Genomic DNA, 17,782 nt, shown 5'->3' with positions numbered 1-17,782 from the left:
ATGCGGCTGCACCGGCTCGACCTCACCGCCTTCGGCCCCTTCGCGGGCACCGAGAGCGTCGACTTCGACGAACTGTCCTCGGCCGGACTGTTCCTCCTGCACGGCGCGACCGGGGCGGGGAAGACCTCCATCCTCGACGGCGTCTGCTTCGCCCTGTACGGCGAGGTCCCCGGCAGCCGGCCGGCCAACCGGCTGCGCAGCGACCACGCCGACGCCGCCCTCGGCACCGAGGTGGTGCTCGAACTGCACGTCGGCGGAAGGCACTTGGAGATCACCCGGCGGCCCGAGCAGCAGCGCCCGAAGAAGCGCGGCTCCGGGACGACCCAGGAGAAGGCCGTCACGTTGCTGCGGGAGCGCAGCGACGGCGAGTGGCGCGCGCTCTCCAAGTCCCACCAGGAGATCGGTGAGGAACTCAAGCAGCTGATCGGGATGAGCCGGGAGCAGTTCTGCCAGGTGGTGCTGCTGCCGCAGGGCGAGTTCGCCAACTTCCTGCGGGCCACCGCCGCCGAACGCGGCGCCCTGCTGGGCCGGCTCTTCGACACCCGTCGCTTCAAGGCCGTCGAGGAGTGGCTCAAGGAGCGCCGCCGCGCCGCCGAACAGCGGATCCAGACCGGCGACCAGGAGCTGGACAACCTCGCCGGACGCCTCGCCCAGGCGGCGGGACCGGGGGCCGAGCCGCTGGACGACTGGCTGCCCGAGGACGTTCCGGCGCGCGCACCGGCGGTCCACTCCGACCTGGCCGCGCCCATCCTGCAGTGGGCGGCCGTACTGCGCTCCACCGCGCGCGAGCGCCACGCCATCGCGGTGAGCGCGCTGGAGCTGGCCGAACAGGCGCACCTCCGGGCCCGCGACGAGGCCGCCGCCGTCCAGGAGCTGTACGGGCTGCAGCAGCGCCACGCCGCCGCCCGCCGCCGGGCCGACGGCATCGCCGGGGCCCGGTCGGAACGTGATGAACAGCGCGCCCGGCTGGAGCGGGCGCACCGCGCCTCCGGCGTCGAATCGGCCCTGGAACTGCGGGAGAAGGCCGCCACACAGCACCAGCAGGCGCTCGCCGCCCGGTGCAGTGCGCGGGCGGAGCTCCCCGCCGACCTCGCCGAGGCGGCCGCCGAACAGCTCACCGCGACCGCCAACCAGCTGCGCGAGGAGCTCGGATCGCTCACCGAGGCGGGGGAGCTGGAGCGGCGCGCCGCGGAACTGGCCGTCCGCCGCGACCGGTTGGAGGCCGAGGCGCGCGGCGACGGCGAGGCCGTACAGGAGACCGACGGCTGGCTGGAGGGCTGGGAGCCGGAACGGCTGCGTCTGCAGCGGCGCGTCGACGACGCCCAGGCCGCCGCGGCCCGCGCCGGAACGCTGGACGCCGAACGCGACCAGGCCCGCCGCCGCCTCGACGCGGCCCGGGAGCGTGACCGTTACGCCCACGCCCTGACCGTGGCCGAGGACCGGCACCGCGCCGCCCGGGACCGGGCTGCCGACACCCGCGAGGCCTGGCAGGACGCCCGCGAAGGGCGGATCTCCGGTATCGCCGCGGAACTGGCCGCCGCCCTGGTGCCCGGCGAGAACTGCCGGGTGTGCGGCTCCGCCGAGCACCCCGAGCCGGCCCGTCCCTCCGACCGGCAGGTCACCCGCGAGGACGAGGACGCCGCCTACGCCGCCTACCAGAGCGCGTCCGCCGCGCAGAGCGCCGTGCAGGACGAGCTGAGCCGCGCGCGGGCCGGGCGGGACGCCGCCCTGGCGGCGGCCGGCGACACCCCGGTGGACGAACTGGCCGCCGCGTACACCGCGTTGGACGGCGAATACGTGCTCGCGGTGCGCGCCGCCGCCGACACCCACGCCGCCCGTGAGGCGCTCGGCGAGGCCGAACGGGAACGCGACCGCAGGACCGCGGAGCGGCACGAGGCGCTGAGCCGGGCCGCTGCGCGGACCTCGCGGCGCGAGGAGCTCGACGAGCAGTACGAGCGGATCGCCGAGCAGCTGTCGCGGGCGCGCGGCGGCTTCGCGACCGTGGCCGCCCGCAGATCGCAACTGGCCCGGCGCGTCGATCTGCTGACCACGGCGGCGCAGGCTGTCGACCGGGAGCACGACGGGGCCCAGCGGCTGAAGGAGGCCGACGCGGCACTGTCCGACGCGGCGTTCCGCGCCGGGTTCGACACCCCCGCCGACGCGGCCCGCGCGCTCTCCGCGCCCGACCGGCGGCTGCGGCTGGAGCACCTCGTGGCGCAGTGGCGCGACGAGGAGGCCGCCGTCACCGCCGATCTGGCGGCGCCCGGACTCGCGGCCGCCGCCGCACTGCCGGCCGCCGATCCCGCGCGGGCGCGGGCGGCCGTCGACGCCACGACCGCCCGGCTGCGGGAGGCGGCCGCCGCGCACGCCGCCGCGCAGACGCGCGGCGCCGACCTCGACCGGCTGGGGGCGCAGGCCGCCGCGAAGGCCGCTGAACTCGCCCCGGCCCGCGCCGAGTACGCCCGGATCCGGCGGCTGGCGGACCTGTCGGCCGGCACCTCCACCGAGAACCAGCTGAAGATGGAACTGGAGACCTACGTGCTGGCCGCCCGGCTGGAACAGGTCGCCGCGGCGGCCAGCGTCCGGCTGCAGCGCATGTCGTCGGGGCGCTACACCCTCGTCCACAGCGACGCCAGGAGCGCGGGCCGCTCCCGGTCCGGGCTGGGCCTGATGGCCGTCGACGCCTGGACGGGCACCGAGCGCGACACCGCGACCCTGTCGGGGGGCGAGACCTTCTCCGCCTCCCTGGCGCTGGCGCTCGGCCTCGCGGACGTCGTCACCGACGAGGCGGGCGGCACCCGGCTGGACACCCTCTTCATCGACGAGGGCTTCGGCAGCCTCGACGAGCAGACCCTGGACGAGGTGCTGGACGTCCTGGACGCGCTGCGGGAACGGGACCGCGCCGTCGGTATCGTCAGCCACGTCGCCGATCTGCGGCAGCGCATCCCCGCCCAGCTGCGCGTCGTCAAGGGACAGTCGGGCTCCACGGTCGCCCAGGGGCCGTCCGGGCGCGGCACCGCTCGCGGCGCCGTCACCCCCGTCACAACGTGAGCGGGCGGCGGGACAGCGGCGAGGAGTAGACGATGCTGGTGGTGACCGATCCGAGGCCTGAGATCCGGCCGGCGGTCTCCTCCAGATGCCGCATCGAGCGGGCCGCCACCTTCATGACGAAGCAGTCGTCGCCCGTGACGTGGTGCGCCTCCAGGATCTCCGGCGTCGACGCCAGCAGGTCGTGGAACGGCTTGTAGTTGCCGGTCGGATAGCGCAGCCGCACCAGGGCCAGGATGGGCAGACCGACCCGGTCGTGGTCGATGACCGCCGAATAACCGGTGATCACCCCGGACTCCTCCAGCCGGCGGACCCGCTCGGTCACCGCGCTGGGCGACATCGCGACCGCCCGCGCCAGCTCGGCGTAACTGGCCCGGCCGTCGCGCTGCAGGGCTTCCAGGATGCGCCAGTCGGTGGCGTCGAGGGATTCACTGGTCATGACCGATGAATAGCAGGGGAAATCCCGGCCGTGCAAGAAAACCACCGGGGAATCTCACTTCACGGTCCCGCCCGGGTTCCGTAGATTTCCAGCCATGACACAGCTGATCGTTTCCGAGAACCCCGTCCTCCGCGTCCCCCCGGCCGCCCCCGCCGACGCGGCCGCCTACTTCGCCGCCGGCCTCGCCTTCCACGCCGACGTCTCCGACGTCGCGGCCGGTCTGCAGGCCGAGCACCCCGGATTCGTGGTCGTCGACTCCCGCAGCACCGAATCCTGGGACCAGGGCCACGTACCGGGCGCCGTCCATCTTCCGACCGCCCAGATCCCGCAGCTCGCCGCGGAGTTCCTGGACCGCTCGGTCCCGGTCGTCGTGTACTGCTGGGGCCCCGGCTGCAACGGCGCGACCCGCGCCGCCCACGCCCTGGCAACCCTCGGCTACCGGGTCAAGGAGATGCTCGGCGGCATGGAGTACTGGATCCGCGAGGGCTACGCCTTCGAGACCTTCGAGGGCGAAGCCCGCCACGAAGCGGACCCCCTCACCGCCCCGACCGGCGCCGACACCTGCGGCTGCTGACCGGCCGTGCGGCGATCGCCGGACGTGTCGGGGTCGTCGCTGCGGACGTGCGCAGGATGGGGCCGGTCAGACCGCCGGGCCGACCAGTTCGAATGCGTGCAGGTTCCCGTGGTCCGCCACGCGAGTGAAACCCGCTCGTTCCAGGACCCGTTGGGACGGGATGTTGTCCGGTTCGGTGGTCGCGAGGAGGACGCGGACGCCGGGGCGGGTGAGGGCCCATTCCGCGAGGGCCAGCAGGGCGTCGGTGGCCCAGCCGGCGCCGCGGGCGGAGATCGAGAGGTCGTAGCCGATCTCGGCGACGCCGTCGGTGGGCGGGCCGTGGAAGCCGATGCCGCCGATCGCCATGCCGTCCTCGGACCGCTGGATCGCGAACACTCCCCAGCCGGGCTGGAACACTCCGGCCGCGTCCGCCTGGACCGTCATCCCGGCGGCGCTCGTCGTGCCCTCGCCGGGTATGCCGTCGATCCAGACGAGCTCGGCGGGCTTGCCCTCGGCCAGCTGTGCGCAGTCGGCGGGCAGCTGTTCGCGCAGGGTCACCCGGCCGGATTCGAGCACCTGTCGGCCGTCATGATGGGAGGTGCGCAGGGTCATGGATCGGGACCGTCCTGTCGGAGAAGGCAAAGGATCTGCAGAGTATCCCTCGGGGCCCTCGGACGGAGGTGAGTTTTCCGGCCAGAGCCCCAGGGTCCGCGTCCGGCGGCAGATCGCTGACCTGGCCGTCCCCGACCTCGATCACCCGCCACTGCCCGTCGGCCCGCAGTGCGAGGTCGGTGGTGACGAAGCGGCAGCCGAGGGCGGCCACCAGCGGCTGTACCCGGTCCAGTGCCGGCCGTGGGCGGAGTTGCGGGGTGTCGGGGTGTGCGGTGACGAGGACCGGTTGCGCGTCCAGCCACCACACCCGTGCCTCACCGGTGTCCGTGAACTGCTCGAAGGCCCGGACGACGACTCCGCCCGCGAGGAAGTCGCCCTGCCGCTCGACGAAGCAGGCGGTGACGGCCGCGAGCCGCTCGGTGTCCGCGAGGTCGGGGACGTAACAGGCCTCGTCCCACTCGTGCTTGCGGGACTTGACGAAGTCCTTCACGATGCCGGGGCCGCCGCCCAGTGGTGCGGTGAGGGCGGCCAGCGCCGCCGTGTCCGGCGGCCGGCCGGCGTCGACGGGCAGCCAGACGCTGCGCGGCGTCAGCTCCTCGAACGTGCCGTACCAACCGGGCAGTTCATGCGCGGCGCGAAAGCGGTCCGGTTCCGTCAGCAGGGTGCAGCCGCGTGCGTCGAGCGCCTGCGCCAGGTTGCTGTAGTGGTCCCCGGGGATCATCCAGCCGCGGTACCACGCGGGTCCGGTGCCCCGCGGGACCCGGGCGACGGCAGCCGCCGGATCTCCGGCGAGCAGCGCGTCATGGTCGAGCAGCGCGACGGTCAGACCCAGTTCCCGCGCGGCCCGCGCCTCGGGTGCGAAGTGGGCGTCCGGTCGCCGCGGATTCAGCGGATCCGCGCAGAAGATGATGGTGGCCCCCATACGGGCAGCCTAGACCGGCCGTGGACGGCCACATCCGGCGGCGCCCGAGGCAGCTCCGTGCGGACGGCTGCGGAGGAGATCCGCCGCCGCCCGCACGGAAACGTTTGCGAGGCCGGGGCCCCGCCGTGTTCCTACAGGGCCGAGAGCTCGGTGACCAGGTCGTCGAGGCCCAGGGAGCCCTGGGAGAGGGCGGCCATGTGCCAGGCCTTGGCGTCGAAGGCGTCGCCGTGGGCCTTGCGGGCGGCCTCGCGGCCGGTCAGCCAGGCGCGCTCACCGAGCTTGTAGCCGATGGCCTGGCCGGGCATGCCCAGGTAGCGGATCAGCTCGCTGTCGACGAAGTCGGCGGGGCGGCCGCTGTGCAGACCGAAGAACTCCCGGCCCAGCTCCGGCGTCCAGCGCTCGCCGGGGTGGAACGGGGAGTGGGCGGGGATCTCCAGCTCCAGGTGCATACCGATGTCGACGATGATGCGGGTCGAGCGCATCATCTGCGCGTCGAGGTAGCCCAGCCGGCGCTCGGGGTCGGTGAGGAAGCCCAGCTCGTCCATGAGGCGCTCGGCGTACAGCGCCCAGCCCTCGCAGTTCGCGCTGACCAGACCGACGGTCGCCTGGTAGCGGGAGAGGGATTCCGCGACGTGCGTCCACTGGGCGAGCTGCAGGTGATGGCCGGGAACGCCCTCGTGGTACCAGGTGGAGACCAGGTCGTAGACGGGGAAGCTGGTCTGGCCCATCGTCGGCAGCCAGGTCGTGCCCGGGCGGGAGAAATCCTCCGACGGCTGCAGGTAATAAGGGGCCGCGGCGCCGCCGGGCGGGGCGATCCGAGACTCGACGCGCTTGACGCGGTCGGCCAGCTCGAAGTGCGTGCCGTCCAGAGCCTCGATGGCCTCGTCCATCAGCGACTGGAGCCAGGTCCTGACCTCCTCGACGCCCTCGATGCGGGTGCCGTGCTCCTCCAGGTGGGCCAGGGCCTCCCAAGGGGTCGCCGCGCCCGGCAGGATCTTCTCGGCCTCGGTCTTCATCTCCTCGTGGATGCGGTGGTACTCGGACCAGCCGTACGCGTAGGCCTCGTCGAGATCGAGGTCGGTGCCGTTCCAGTACCGCGACCAGCGGGCGTAGCGCTCGCGGCCGACGGTCTCCGGCGCGCCCTCGACGCTCGGGGCGTAGGTGTCGCGCAGCCAGTCGCGCAGCGCCACGAGGGCTTCGGTGGCCCCGGCGGCGGCAGCGTCGAGCTCACCGCGCAGCTCCTCGGGGCCCGGCGCGGCAATCGTCCCGAAGTAGCTGCTGTCGGTGCCGATCCAGCCGGTCAGCTGGCCGATGACGGTCGTCACCTGGAGGGGGCCGGCCGGGAGCTTGCGGTCGAGGCCTCCGGCGAGCGAGGCGCGGTAGCCCTCCAGTGCGGCCGGGACGGCGCGCAGCCGGGCGGCGATCGCGGTCCAGTCCTCCGTGGTCTCGGCGGGGGTGACGCTGAAGACCTCGCGCATCGAGTGCAGCGGCGAGTGGATGTTGCTGACCGCGCGCAGCCCTTCCGCGGCCTCGTGCACGGCGAGTTCGGCGTTGAGCCGCTCGCGCAGCAGCCGGGCGCAGCGCCGCTCCGCGTCGGTGTCCGCGCCCGGCTGCGCCTCGGCCTGGGTCAGCAGGTCCAGCGTGGTGCGGGCGAGGTCGGCGACGGCGCTCGTCCCGGCGGGGGAGTAGTCGGGCAGAAAGGAATTGCTCTGCGCGATGCCGAGGTAGGTACCCATGATCGGGTCGAGTTCGATGAGGTGGTCGACGTACGCGTCGGCCACCTGGCGGGGCAGCGGGCTGCTGGTATTCGTGGACATACGGCCATCCTCGTACGAACGGGCCCGCCGCGTCATCATTCTTCTTGGCTACGTACCTGTCGGCGGGCGGCCGCGCTGCCGGCGCCGCCGTCCAGAGCCCGCGGCCCGGCGGTCAGGCGCCCGGGACGGGCGGCAGCAGGGGGCCGCAGTCCCACTGCTGGAAGATCAGCCGGGTCTCCACCCGGGCGACCTCGCGGCGCGAGGTGAACTCGTCGATCACCAGCCGCTGCAGATCGGACGTACCGGTCACCGCGACATGGACGAGGTAGTCGTCGGGGCCGGTGAGGTGGAACAGCGCCCGCGTCTCGGGGAGGGCGCGGATCCGGGCCACGAACGGGCTGATCAGCTCCCTGCGGTGCGGCCGTACCTGCACCGACAGCAGCGCCTCGAGGCCGCGTCCGAGCTTGGCGGGATCCAGTCGCAGTTCATGGCCGAGGATCACTCCGGTACGGCGCAGCCGTGCCACGCGGTCCAGACAGGTGGACGGGGCGACGCCGACCGCCGTCGCGAGATCGCGGTTGGTGGTCCGGGAATCGTTCTGCAGGACCCGGAGAATCTCGAGATCGATCGGATCCAAAGTGACGGAATCGGTCATCGGCCGAACGTAGCACGGGATGCGGTCACCGATGGGCGCCGATTGTTCAGGCTCTGGGCATGGAACAACACACTGTGGCACCGCCTCGTTCTCTGGCCACCGAAGCGGTGCACGCCGGCCGCGAGGACCTCGCCGGGCTCGGCGTGCACGCCGTACCCCTGGATCTGTCGACCACGTACCCGTCGTACGACAGCCGGGGCGAGGCCGCCCGGCTCGATGTGTTCGCCGCCACCGGCGCCCGGCTGGAGGGCCCGCCCGTCTACGGCCGGCTGGACAATCCGACCGTCAGCCGCTTCGAGACCGCCCTGGCCCGGCTCGAAGGCACCGACGACGCGGTCGCCTTCGCCAGTGGCATGGCCGCCCTGACCGCCTGCCTGCTGGCGCGCGGCTCCCTGGGCCTGCGGCACGTCGTCGCGGTCCGCCCGCTGTACGGGTGCAGTGACCATCTGCTGTCCGGCGGGCTGCTGGGCACCGAGGTGACCTGGGTGGACCCGGCGGGCATCGCCGAAGCGATCCGGCCCGACACCGGGCTGGTCCTGGTCGAGACCCCCGCCAACCCGACCCTCGCCGAACTGGACCTGCGGGCGATAGCGCACGCCTGCGGAACGGTGCCGCTGCTCGCGGACAACACCTTCGCGACGCCGGTGCTGCAGCGCCCCGCCGAGCTCGGCGCGAGCATCGTGCTGCACAGCGCGACCAAGTACCTCGGCGGTCACGGCGATGTGCTCGGCGGGGTGGTGGCCTGCGACGAGGAGTTCGCCCGGCTGCTGCGCAAGGTCCGGTTCGCCACCGGCGGCGTCCTGCACCCGCTGGCCGGCTATCTGCTGCTGCGCGGGCTGTCGACGCTGCCGGTACGGATGCGCGCCGCCTCGCAGAGCGCCGAAGTGCTCGCCGGGCGGCTGGCCGCCGACCCGCGGGTGGCGGCGGTGCACTACCCGCGGATCGGCGGCGCCATGGTCGCGTTCGAGGTGCACGGCGACCCGCACGAGGTGATCGCCGCGGTCCGGCTGATCACCCCGGCGGTCAGCCTCGGCAGTGTCGACACCCTCATCCAGCACCCGGCCTCGATCAGCCACCGCGTCGTCGACGAGCGGGACCGCCGGGCGGCGGGCGTCAGTGACCGGCTGCTGCGGATGTCGGTCGGCCTGGAGGACGTCGAGGACCTGTGGCGCGACCTCGACGGCGCGCTGCGGGCCTCGGTCCTCGCCGAGTCGGTCAGTTCCGGCTCGTGACCTTCGGCGAGGACGGCACGCCCGACGGTGTCAGCGTCGCGGTGATCACCAGCGTGCCGTCCTCGACCTGGTAGTCCAGCGGGAGTCCCAGATCGCGCATGGTCGCCACCATGCCGGTGTTGTTCGCCTGCGTCACGGCGTAGACGCTGCCCCGGCCCGCCTCGACGGCGTGGCCGACGAGCTTGCGCAGCAGTTCCGCGCCGATGCCGCGGCGCTGCCAGTCGTCCTCGACCAGCAGGGCGACCTCGTTCTCGTCGCCGTCCCACAGCAGGTGCGCCAGCGCGACCAGCCGGCCCGACGCCGTCTCGACGGCCAGCGTCCGGCCGAAGCGCGGGCTGAGCAGGTGCTTCAGATAGCGGTCCGCGTCGGGGACCGGGCCGTGATAGCGCTGCGCGAGCGTCTCCGGGGAGCAGCGGTCGTGCATGGCGCGGGCCGCGGGCAGGTCCTCGGGGCCGGCCCGGCGGATCGTGATCTCGTTGCCCTCCGGCAGCGTCAGCACGTCCTTGCTCTCCGGCATCCGGACGCCCAGCCGCGAGTCGAGTTCCACCAGGGCCCGCGCCCTGGCGAACTCGGTCGGGGTGAACGGCAGGTATGCCCGCTCGACGGTGATCGTGCCGCCGGACGGGTCGCGCAGCGTCATCACGGTCTCGGTCAGGGAGTCCTCCGGTGCCGGGGTGCCGTCCTTCGCGGCCGGGACCGAGCGGATCGTGCACCGGCCGAAGAGCTGGCGCAGGGCGAGCGGCAGCTCCGCGGCGTCCAGGGCGGTGCGGGTGGCGAGCGTGAGCATCCTGGTGGGGGTGTCCACCAGGTCGTGGGCGTCGGCCCGCTCCGTCCAGGTGTCGCGTCCGCCGGCCGCCCCGACGACCTGGGACAGCGCGAGGGCCGGTACCGATCCAGGTGCCCGGAGCAGGAACTCGTCGACCGTGCCGTCGGCCAGCGGGTGGGTCTGCAGCGTCAGGATGTCGACGCCGGCGTCGGCCAGCGCCATGCACACCGAGCCCAGGCTGCCGGGGGTGTCGCGCACCGTGGTGCGCAGCCGCCACAGCGTCGCCGGGCCCGGTTCGTCGGCCCGGTCCGCCGGAGCCGGTCCGGGGGGCGCATGACTGTGGCGGCGTGCCCACCATGTGTGGAATCCGGCCGTCGCCAGCAGTGCGACGGCCGAGGCGGCCAGCAGGACGGGCCCCTCCGGACCGTGCACCACCACATTGGACACCAGGTCCGCGGTGGCCACCGCGGTGAAGAGGGCGGCGAGTTCCACCAGGTCGCGCCGCCAGTGGTGGCGGTGGGCGCGGGAGGGGCGTGGGTTCGACGGAGTCAGCTGAGGCATGAGAACACCATGTCGAACATGTGTTGCGTGATCACGAACGTTCTATGACCGGTGGGTTAAGGGTGATTCCTGGTGGTTAATTTGCGCTTTCAACGGTTTTGCCGCCTGCCGGGCGGTGTCCCGCGACCGGCAGACGGCAAAACCGCGGACGCGGCGGGCCGGGTGCCCTACTGGCCGACGCGGCCGGGCTGCAGCACCTTGGTGAACAGCACCGTGCCGTCCTGCTCACGCAGCCGCACCGTCAGCTCGCCCGACTGCCCGTCGATGTCGACCTGACCGAAGAACTGGTACCCCTCGGCGGGCGAGACGTTGGCGCGCTCGGGCGCCTTGACGAAGACCCGCTCGGGACCGAAGGTGCCGTCCAGTGCGCTGGCCGGGAACGCGCCGGCGTTCAGTGGGCCGGAGACGAACTCCCAGAACGGCGCGAAGTCCGTGAACGCCGCGCGGGACGGCTGGTAGTGCTGCGCGGACGTGTGGTGCACATCGGCCGTCAGCCACACCGTGCCGGTGATCCGCCGGTGCTTGACGAACCGCAGCAGCTCGGCGATCTGCAACTCACGTCCGAGCGGGGCACCCGGATCGCCCTGCGCGACCGCCTCGATGTTCGGCTTGCCCTCCGTGGTGTCCGGCACCACCAGGCCCAGCGGCATGTCGGCGGCGATCACCTTCCACACCGCGCGGGACCGGGACAGCTCCCGCTTCAGCCACTCCAGCTGCGCCCGCCCGAGGATGCCCTGCTCGTCCTGCGTCTGGGTGTCGGGGGAGTTGGCGTTGCGGTAGGTGCGCATGTCCAGCACGAAGACGTCCAGCAGCGGGCCGTGGTGCTGCACCCGCTGGACGCGCCCGTCGGCGTTCGGCCGCAGCGTCGAGATCGGGAAGTACTCGGAGAACGCGCGACGGGAGCGGGCCGCCAGCACGTCCACGCTCTTCTGGGCGTACCGCGCGTCGTCCATGATCTCGCCCGGGTACCAGTTGTTGCGCACCTCGTGGTCGTCCCACTGGATGACCGAGGGCACCCGGGCGTTGAAGGCGCGCAGCTTGTCGTCGAGCAGGTTGTAGCGGAAGGCGCCGCGGAACTCCGCGAGCGTCTCGGCGACCTTGGACTTCTCCGGGGTGGTGAGGTTGCGGTAGACCCGGCCGTCGGGCAGCGCCGCGGTGGGCGCGATCGGGCCGTCGGCGTAGATGTTGTCCCCGCTGCACAGGAAGAAGTCCGGGTCGAGCCGGCCCATCGCCTCGTAGATGCGGTAGCCGCCGATGTCCGGGTTGATGCCCCAGCCCTGCCCGGCGAGGTCTCCCGACCACAGGAAGCGCACATCGTCGCGGCGCCGTGCCGACGGGGTGCGGAAGGTGCCGTCCATGGGTGCGCCGGTACGCCGGTGGCCGTCCGGATCGGCCAGCAGCACCCGGTAATGGATCTGTTCGCCGGACGGCAGCCCACGCAGCGAGGTCGTGCCGGTGAAGTCGGTGTCAGGACCCAGCAGCGGGCCCTGCCAGCGGCGCGCGTCGCGGAAGGTGCCGCTGACCGACGTCTCCACGACCATCCGGGCCGGCCGGTCCGCCCGTACCCACACCAGACCGGACGTGGCCGTGACATCGCCGCTCTGCACACCCCACGGCGCGGCCGGCCGTCCCGACAGGGCCAGCGCGGGCGCCGCCGTCACGGCGGGAACGAGCAGCGCTCCTGCCGCGGCCAGGCCGCCGCCGAGGACCGTCCGGCGGTCCACCCCGGTGGCCGAAGGCCGCGACTGCGGCGAACCCTGTTCCCGGTGTGCTGTGTTCGGCATCTGCGACATGTGCGACTCCTGCTGCTCGGCTGCCCCTGCGTCGTCCCCGTTCCTACTGGTCCCGGATGCCGTCCGGTCGAACGGCCGGTGAACACGGCGCCCGGGGCGGACCGGACCGCGCACCGAAACCCATGGTCAACACCGGGGCAGCGCCCTACGATGGCCGGAATTCATCCCCTGTACGGCTGAGACGATGACTGCTGATCACATACCGCACACCTTCCAGGTCGATCTCCGCGGACTGGTGGACCTGCTCTCCCACCACCTCTACTCCAGCCCCAAGGTCTACCTGCGGGAACTGCTGCAGAACGCCGTTGACGCGATCACGGCGCGTCGTGCCGAACAGCCGGACGCGCCCGCTCGGGTGCGGCTGTACGCCGGGGAGGGCCGGCTGCGGGTCGAGGACAGCGGCATCGGTCTCACCGAGAGCGACGTCCACACCCTGCTGGCCACCATCGGCCGCAGCTCCAAGCGCGACGGCCTGGAGTCGGCGCGCGCCGAATTCCTCGGCCAGTTCGGCATCGGACTGCTCGCGTGCTTCGTCGTCGCCGGGGAGATCCGCGTCGTCAGCCGTTCCGCCCGCACCCCCGACGCCCCGCCGGTGGAGTGGACGGCCCGCGACGACGGCTCCTACACCGTCCGCACCCTGCCGTCGGACGCGCGCACCGAACCCGGCACCACGGTGTACCTCAGCGCCCGGCCCGGAGCCGCCGAGTGGCTGGAACCCGCCCGCGTCATCGCCCTCGCCCGGGACTTCGGCTCGCTGCTGCCCTACGACGTCCGCGTCGGGGACGAACCGGTCACCGATCTGCCCGCGGTGTGGGAACGCCCGCACTCCAGCCCGGCCGCCCGGCGGATCGCGCTGGCCCGGCACTGCCACGAGCAGTTCGGCTTCAACCCGCTGGACGCCATCGACCTGGACGTGCCGCTCGCCGGCGTCCGCGGTGTCGCCTACGTGCTGCCGGAGGCCGTCAGCCCCGCCCGGCGCGCGGGCCACCGCGTCCACCTCAAGGGCATGCTGCTCACCGAACGGGCGGACGACCTGCTGCCGGACTGGGCGTTCTTCGTCCGGTGCGTCATCGACACCGACAGCCTGCGCCCCACCGCGTCCCGCGAGAGCCTGTACGCCGACGAGACCCTGGCCGCCGTCCGCGACGCCCTCGGCGGACGCATCCGCGAGTGGCTGACCGCGCTCGCCGCGGGAGACCCCGAACAGCTCGGGCAGTTCCTGTCCGTGCACCACCTCGGGGTGAAGTCGCTGGCCCGGCACGACCCGGAGATGTTCGGCGTCATGCTGCCGTGGCTGCCGTTCGAGACCACCGACGGACGGCTGTCGCTCGAGGAGTTCGCCCGGCGCCACCCGGTCGTGCACTTCACCCGCACCGTCGAGGAGTACCGGCAGGTCGCGCCCATCGCGTCGGCCCAGGGCATCGGGGTTGTCAACGGCGGCTACACCTACGACGCCGACCTCGTCGAACTGCTGCCGCGGGTACGGCCGGGCACCGCCGTCGCGGAACTCGACGCCGACACCGTCACCGCACACCTGGACGCCGTCGACCCCGCGGAGGAGCTCGCGCTGGCCGGGTTCCTCACCGCTGCGCGCACCCGGCTCGACGCCCTGGGCTGCGACGTCGTGCTGCGCACCTTCCACCCGCTGACCGTCCCCGCCCTGCACCTCGACGACCGCGCCGCCCGGTTCGAACGCGCCCGCGCCGAGGAGGAGACCCAGGCAGACGGGCTGTGGGCCGGCATCCTGGGCTCGCTGCGCGGCTCCGCGCCACGTGCCCGGCTCGTCCTCAACCACCACAACCCGCTGGTCCGCCGGATCAGCGCCCTCGACGACCCCGAACTCGCCGGCACCGCCACCGAGGCGCTGTACGGACAGGCCCTGATGCTGGCCCAGCGCCCGCTGCGCCCGGCCGACTCGGCACTGATCAACCGTGCGTTCCTGGACCTGCTGCAGTGGGCCACGCACCCCGAAGGCCAGGAGGAGAGCCGATGACGGCGGCCGTCCACGAGATCCACCGGGCGCTGGAGGAGAACCGCTCCGCCCGCAACGGCACCGTGCGCAACGCCCGCGCCGAGGAACTGGTGGCGCTCGCCGAGACCACCGGCGACCGGCCGCTGCTGCTGGACGCGCTCTTCGATCTCGTCAGCGCCTACGAGTACAGCACCGAGCGCGCCAAGATGTTCGTGCCGTTCTCCCGACTGCTGCGGATGTGGGACGAGCACCCGGAGGACTTCGGCGAGCGCGCCGTCCACCAGCTGCACTGGCGCTTCAAATGGGTGAGCACCGGCATGATCGGCTACTCCGACATCCCGCTGGAGCCCATCCGACGGTGGCTGGTGGAGATGGGCCGCCGCTACGCCCTGGGCGGCTACTCGCAGCGGCCCGTACACGCCGCCGAGTACAGCCTGGCCCGGCACACCGGCGACACGGCCACAGCCATCCGCTCGCTGGCCGCCTGGACCGCCGCCGACCGCGACATCATGAGCGACTGCCGGGCCTGCGAACTCAACGACGAGGGCGAGTGGCACGCCGACCGGGGCGAGGACGAACGCGCCGTCGCCGCCTGGGCGCCGGTGCTGGCGGGCGAGCACAGCTGCCAGGAGGAACCACACCGCATCCTGTCGCTGTCCCTGCTGCCCCTGGTCCGGCTCGGGCGCACCGACGAGGCCCGCGGGAACCATCTGCGCGGCTACCGGCTGGCCCGGGGCAACGAGAGCCTGCTGCCCTCCATCGGCAGGCACATCGAGTTCTGCGCACTGACCGGCAACGAGGCACGCGGCCTGGAGATCCTCGCCGAACACACCGCGCACCTGGAGGGCGACGGAACGCCCCTGTCCCGGCTGCACTTCCTGGGAGCCGCCGCCGTCCTGCTGCGCCGGCTCACCGCGCTCGGCCACGGCGACCGTCCCGTCCCCGCGCCCGGGGCGACGACGCGCACCGCGGCCGAACTCCTCACCCGCACCGAAGCCGCCATCGCCGGCCTCGCCCGCGGCTTCGACGAGCGCAACGGCACGGACACCGTCAGCACCTGGGTGGCGGAACGCCTCGCCGGCACCCCGCTGCTCGACCGGCTGCCGCTCGGGGTGCGCGCCGCGCGCCTGCCGGAAACGGCACCGGCCGCGGCGCCCGCAGTGCCGTCCGCAGACGCTGCCGCGGACCGGAGTGACGACCTCACGGAGCTGATCGCCCGCGCCCGCGAGCTCAGCAGGGAGCAGCGCGAGGCTGCCCACGCGGCGTGGGCCGCGGTCGGCCGCGCCGCCGACCGCACCGGGACCCCGCTGGACCCGATGGCCCACGCCGAAGTCGCCGACCACGCCGGCATGGACAGCCTCGACGACCCGCCGGCCGCGCTCGCGCTGCTGACCGCGGCCGCGGCGGACTTCGAGGCGGCCGGGGAGTACGGGGAAGCCGCCGCGTGCCGCGGCCGCGCCGCCTACGCCATGGCGCTCGCCGGAACCGTGCGGCCCGCCCTCGCCGCGGCCGACGCCGCCTGCGAACAGCTCAGGGAGCTGCACGCCAAGGAGCGGGCCACCACCCGCCAGCTCACCGGCGCGCTCCTGTTGCGCGCCCGGATCAGGCTGGGAACGGTCGGACAGGCCGCCGACCCCCAGGCGGCCGCGGCCGCCGTGGAGGCCGAGGTCTCCGACATCCTGGTCCTGGCCGAGGCCCACCGTGACGAGGACCGCGTCCTCGGCCGGATCGCCGACGCGACCTGCCTGCTCGGCCGGCTCGTCGCCGGCCGCGGCGATGTCCGGGGCGCGGCCGAGGCGTTCACCCGGGCCTCCGCACTGCACCAGGAGGCCGGACGCCCCTGGCTCGCCGTCGAGGGCGAGGCGATGCTCTCCGAGCTCGCCCTGAACCACGGCGATCCGCACACCGCCGCCCGCGCGGCCCGCTCCGCGCTCGACCTCGGCACCGAGTTCCTCACCCCCGCGCACCACGCCCATCTGCACACCGTCCTCGCCCAGGCGCTCGCCGACACCGGCCAGGACGACGAGGCCGCCGACCACGCGCTGGAAGGCGCGCACTGGGCCGACGAGGCGGGGGACGGCGACGACACCGGCGGCTGGGCCCGGCTCGTGCTCGGTGGGGCGCTGAACCGCCTCGGCCGCGCCGCCGAAGCGGCCGCCGTCCTGGAGACCGCGCTGCCCGACCTGCGCGCGGCGCACCACGAGGGCCGGGTCGTTCAGGCCCGGTGGTGGCTGGGCGAATGCCTGCTGCAGCTGGACGAACCCCGCGCGGCCGCCGAGCAGTTCCTGCTCGCCGCGGAGATCGCCAAGGACTGGGAGGAACAGCAGGACCACGCGAATCTCGCCCACCTCGCCGCCGACGCCCTCAACCGCGCCGGGCTCGACGACCAGGCCGTCCAGGCGTACGAGCGCGCGGAACAGCTGTGGCGCGCCCTCGGGCGGACCCCGTTGGTGGTGCGCGCACTGCGCGCCCGCGCGTGGATCGAGCTGCGCGAGGGCCGGCCGGGGCTGCCCGCCGCCCGCCGGGCGATGGAGTCCGCCGCAGAGACCGCCGCCGCTGCGCTCGCCGCGGCCACCGACGAGCACGAGCGGGACATGCTGCGGGCCGACCTCGCCGACACCCACCTCCAGACCGGCCAACTCCTGGCCCGCGGCTGCCCCGCCGAACCCGGGGACACGGACACCGACGGCTCCGCCCGCGCGGCCTACGAGGAGGCACTCGTGCACACCGGGCGGGCCGCCGCGACCTACGGGTCCCGCGACGGCCGCTCCGCCGCACAGCTGGTCGCGGCCTGGATCGAGGCCGACCTCGGCCGGCCCGACGCCGCCGCGGACCGGGCGCGGGCGGTGCTCGCCGACTACGGCGACGAGGAGGGCGAGACGGCCGAACGGCGGCGTGCCGAAGCCGGGTCCGTCCTCGACCGCACGAAGCAGCCGGACGCGGATCCCGCTCCCTGATCCCTTGGGCCCGGGGCCGATCGCGCGGATGATCAACGGCCCGGTAGGTTCCTCGATATCGGGTCGCCGCGGGTGGCGGCCCCAGGGCAGGGGGTTTCATGGCAGCCAACGGCACGGCACACGTCCGCATCGCGCGGCCGTCGAAGGATCTGGCGGCGGCCGAACGCTTCTGGATCGGCGGTCTCGGCCTCGATGTGCTCTACCGCCATGAAGGGGACGGCACCCCCGGCGACCACTCCCTGCTGATGGCCGGCTGGCCGGACGCGGCCTGGCACCTGGAGCTGGTGCACGACCCCGGACAGCCGGTCGAGCCCCGGCCGACGGCCGAGGACCTGCTCGTCGTCTACCTCGACGGCGAGGTCTCGGCCGACCTCCTCGCCCGCCTGCTGGAGCACGGCGGCACCCGCGTGCCCGCGCACAACCCGTACTGGGACCAGTGGGGCGTCACGATCGAGGACGCGGACGGCTACCGCCTGGTCCTGTCGACCCGCCAGTGGTCCAACTCCTGACGCGCA

Annotated in this window: 13 protein-coding genes; 6 read left to right on the top strand and 7 right to left on the bottom strand. The window is 73.7% G+C overall.

Features of this window, described 5'->3' with window-relative positions:
• Nucleotides 1–3,051 carry an AAA family ATPase gene (locus C6N31_RS22385; protein WP_198358040.1) on the top strand — a complete coding sequence of 1,017 codons (3,051 nt, stop codon included), beginning with the start codon at nucleotides 1–3 and terminating at the stop codon, nucleotides 3,049–3,051.
• Here C6N31_RS22385 and C6N31_RS22380 read toward each other — a convergent pair.
• Nucleotides 3,041–3,487: an Lrp/AsnC family transcriptional regulator gene (locus C6N31_RS22380; RefSeq protein ID WP_138357223.1), complete on the bottom strand. Its 447-nt coding sequence runs from the start codon at nucleotides 3,485–3,487 to the stop codon at nucleotides 3,041–3,043. The genes C6N31_RS22385 and C6N31_RS22380 overlap by 11 nt on opposite strands.
• 94 nt (nucleotides 3,488–3,581) lie before the next feature.
• Between C6N31_RS22380 and C6N31_RS22375 the strand changes: the two genes are divergently transcribed.
• A complete protein-coding gene (locus tag C6N31_RS22375) occupies nucleotides 3,582–4,061 on the top strand; it encodes a rhodanese-like domain-containing protein (RefSeq protein WP_187144759.1) in 480 nt (159 codons plus the stop codon).
• Between the two features lie 66 nt (nucleotides 4,062–4,127).
• Here C6N31_RS22375 and C6N31_RS22370 read toward each other — a convergent pair whose 3' ends face one another.
• From C6N31_RS22370 to C6N31_RS22355, 4 genes are all read right to left on the bottom strand, one after another.
• On the bottom strand, nucleotides 4,128–4,652 hold the full coding sequence (locus C6N31_RS22370; protein WP_138357222.1) for a GNAT family N-acetyltransferase: 525 nt from the start codon (nucleotides 4,650–4,652) through the stop codon (nucleotides 4,128–4,130).
• Nucleotides 4,627–5,574, bottom strand: a complete 948-nt coding sequence (locus tag C6N31_RS22365) for an ATP-grasp domain-containing protein (RefSeq protein ID WP_187144758.1) — start codon at nucleotides 5,572–5,574, stop codon at nucleotides 4,627–4,629. Before C6N31_RS22365 ends, C6N31_RS22370 begins: the two co-directional genes overlap by 26 nt.
• A gap of 131 nt (nucleotides 5,575–5,705) precedes the next feature.
• The gene (locus C6N31_RS22360) at nucleotides 5,706–7,391 is read right to left on the bottom strand and encodes a DUF885 domain-containing protein (RefSeq protein ID WP_138357221.1); all 1,686 of its coding nucleotides are present in this window, start codon (nucleotides 7,389–7,391) and stop codon (nucleotides 5,706–5,708) included.
• Between the two features lie 112 nt (nucleotides 7,392–7,503).
• The gene (locus tag C6N31_RS22355) at nucleotides 7,504–7,986 is read right to left on the bottom strand and encodes an Lrp/AsnC family transcriptional regulator (protein ID WP_138357220.1); all 483 of its coding nucleotides are present in this window, start codon (nucleotides 7,984–7,986) and stop codon (nucleotides 7,504–7,506) included.
• A 59-nt stretch (nucleotides 7,987–8,045) separates the two neighbouring features.
• Between C6N31_RS22355 and C6N31_RS22350 the strand changes: the two genes are divergently transcribed.
• Nucleotides 8,046–9,218 (top strand): trans-sulfuration enzyme family protein, encoded by a 1,173-nt coding sequence (locus tag C6N31_RS22350; protein ID WP_138357219.1) that lies wholly within the window; start codon nucleotides 8,046–8,048, stop codon nucleotides 9,216–9,218.
• On the opposite strand, the gene C6N31_RS22345 is transcribed toward C6N31_RS22350, so the two are convergent.
• Together C6N31_RS22345 and C6N31_RS22340 are read right to left on the bottom strand one after the other, a co-directional pair.
• Nucleotides 9,202–10,545, bottom strand: a complete 1,344-nt coding sequence (locus C6N31_RS22345; protein WP_138357218.1) for a GNAT family N-acetyltransferase — start codon at nucleotides 10,543–10,545, stop codon at nucleotides 9,202–9,204. The two genes, C6N31_RS22350 and C6N31_RS22345, sit on opposite strands and share 17 nt — an antisense overlap.
• Nucleotides 10,546–10,712: 167 nt before the next feature.
• Nucleotides 10,713–12,338, bottom strand: coding sequence for an alkaline phosphatase D family protein (locus C6N31_RS22340; protein ID WP_232485509.1), 1,626 nt, complete (start codon nucleotides 12,336–12,338; stop codon nucleotides 10,713–10,715).
• A gap of 184 nt (nucleotides 12,339–12,522) precedes the next feature.
• On the opposite strand from C6N31_RS22340, the gene C6N31_RS22335 reads away from it, so the two are divergent.
• The 3 genes from C6N31_RS22335 (at nucleotide 12,523) to C6N31_RS22325 (ending at nucleotide 17,776) form a co-directional block, all read left to right on the top strand.
• On the top strand, nucleotides 12,523–14,331 hold the full coding sequence (locus C6N31_RS22335) for an HSP90 family protein (RefSeq protein ID WP_198358039.1): 1,809 nt from the start codon (nucleotides 12,523–12,525) through the stop codon (nucleotides 14,329–14,331).
• Nucleotides 14,328–17,267: a tetratricopeptide repeat protein gene (locus tag C6N31_RS22330; RefSeq protein ID WP_198358038.1), complete on the top strand. Its 2,940-nt coding sequence runs from the start codon at nucleotides 14,328–14,330 to the stop codon at nucleotides 17,265–17,267. The genes C6N31_RS22335 and C6N31_RS22330 overlap by 4 nt, the downstream gene beginning before the upstream one ends.
• 98 nt (nucleotides 17,268–17,365) lie before the next feature.
• Complete coding sequence (locus tag C6N31_RS22325) at nucleotides 17,366–17,776, top strand: VOC family protein (protein WP_138357215.1); 411 nt, start codon at nucleotides 17,366–17,368, stop codon at nucleotides 17,774–17,776.
• Nucleotides 17,777–17,782 lie beyond the last annotated feature (6 nt).

This window comes from Streptomyces fildesensis, from assembly GCF_016107395.1.
Taxonomy (GTDB): domain Bacteria; phylum Actinomycetota; class Actinomycetes; order Streptomycetales; family Streptomycetaceae; genus Actinacidiphila; species Actinacidiphila fildesensis.
The sequence above is the reverse complement of the archived record's forward strand: the minus strand, read 5'-3'. Positions and strand labels throughout refer to the sequence as shown.

What these genes read in the sequence shown, in the direction of transcription:
- C6N31_RS22350 (WP_138357219.1), top strand. Translation starts at nt 8,046, where the DNA reads ATGGAACAACACACTGTGGCACCGCCTCGTTCTCTGGCCACCGAAGCG.
- C6N31_RS22345 (WP_138357218.1), bottom strand. Translation starts at nt 10,545, where the DNA reads ATGCCTCAGCTGACTCCGTCGAACCCACGCCCCTCCCGCGCCCACCGC.
- C6N31_RS22330 (WP_198358038.1), top strand. Translation starts at nt 14,328, where the DNA reads ATGACGGCGGCCGTCCACGAGATCCACCGGGCGCTGGAGGAGAACCGC.
- C6N31_RS22370 (WP_138357222.1), bottom strand. Translation starts at nt 4,652, where the DNA reads ATGACCCTGCGCACCTCCCATCATGACGGCCGACAGGTGCTCGAATCC.
- C6N31_RS22380 (WP_138357223.1), bottom strand. Translation starts at nt 3,487, where the DNA reads ATGACCAGTGAATCCCTCGACGCCACCGACTGGCGCATCCTGGAAGCC.
- C6N31_RS22355 (WP_138357220.1), bottom strand. Translation starts at nt 7,986, where the DNA reads ATGACCGATTCCGTCACTTTGGATCCGATCGATCTCGAGATTCTCCGG.
- C6N31_RS22360 (WP_138357221.1), bottom strand. Translation starts at nt 7,391, where the DNA reads ATGTCCACGAATACCAGCAGCCCGCTGCCCCGCCAGGTGGCCGACGCG.
- C6N31_RS22365 (WP_187144758.1), bottom strand. Translation starts at nt 5,574, where the DNA reads ATGGGGGCCACCATCATCTTCTGCGCGGATCCGCTGAATCCGCGGCGA.
- C6N31_RS22325 (WP_138357215.1), top strand. Translation starts at nt 17,366, where the DNA reads ATGGCAGCCAACGGCACGGCACACGTCCGCATCGCGCGGCCGTCGAAG.
- C6N31_RS22375 (WP_187144759.1), top strand. Translation starts at nt 3,582, where the DNA reads ATGACACAGCTGATCGTTTCCGAGAACCCCGTCCTCCGCGTCCCCCCG.
- C6N31_RS22340 (WP_232485509.1), bottom strand. Translation starts at nt 12,338, where the DNA reads ATGTCGCAGATGCCGAACACAGCACACCGGGAACAGGGTTCGCCGCAG.
- C6N31_RS22385 (WP_198358040.1), top strand. Translation starts at nt 1, where the DNA reads ATGCGGCTGCACCGGCTCGACCTCACCGCCTTCGGCCCCTTCGCGGGC.
- C6N31_RS22335 (WP_198358039.1), top strand. Translation starts at nt 12,523, where the DNA reads ATGACTGCTGATCACATACCGCACACCTTCCAGGTCGATCTCCGCGGA.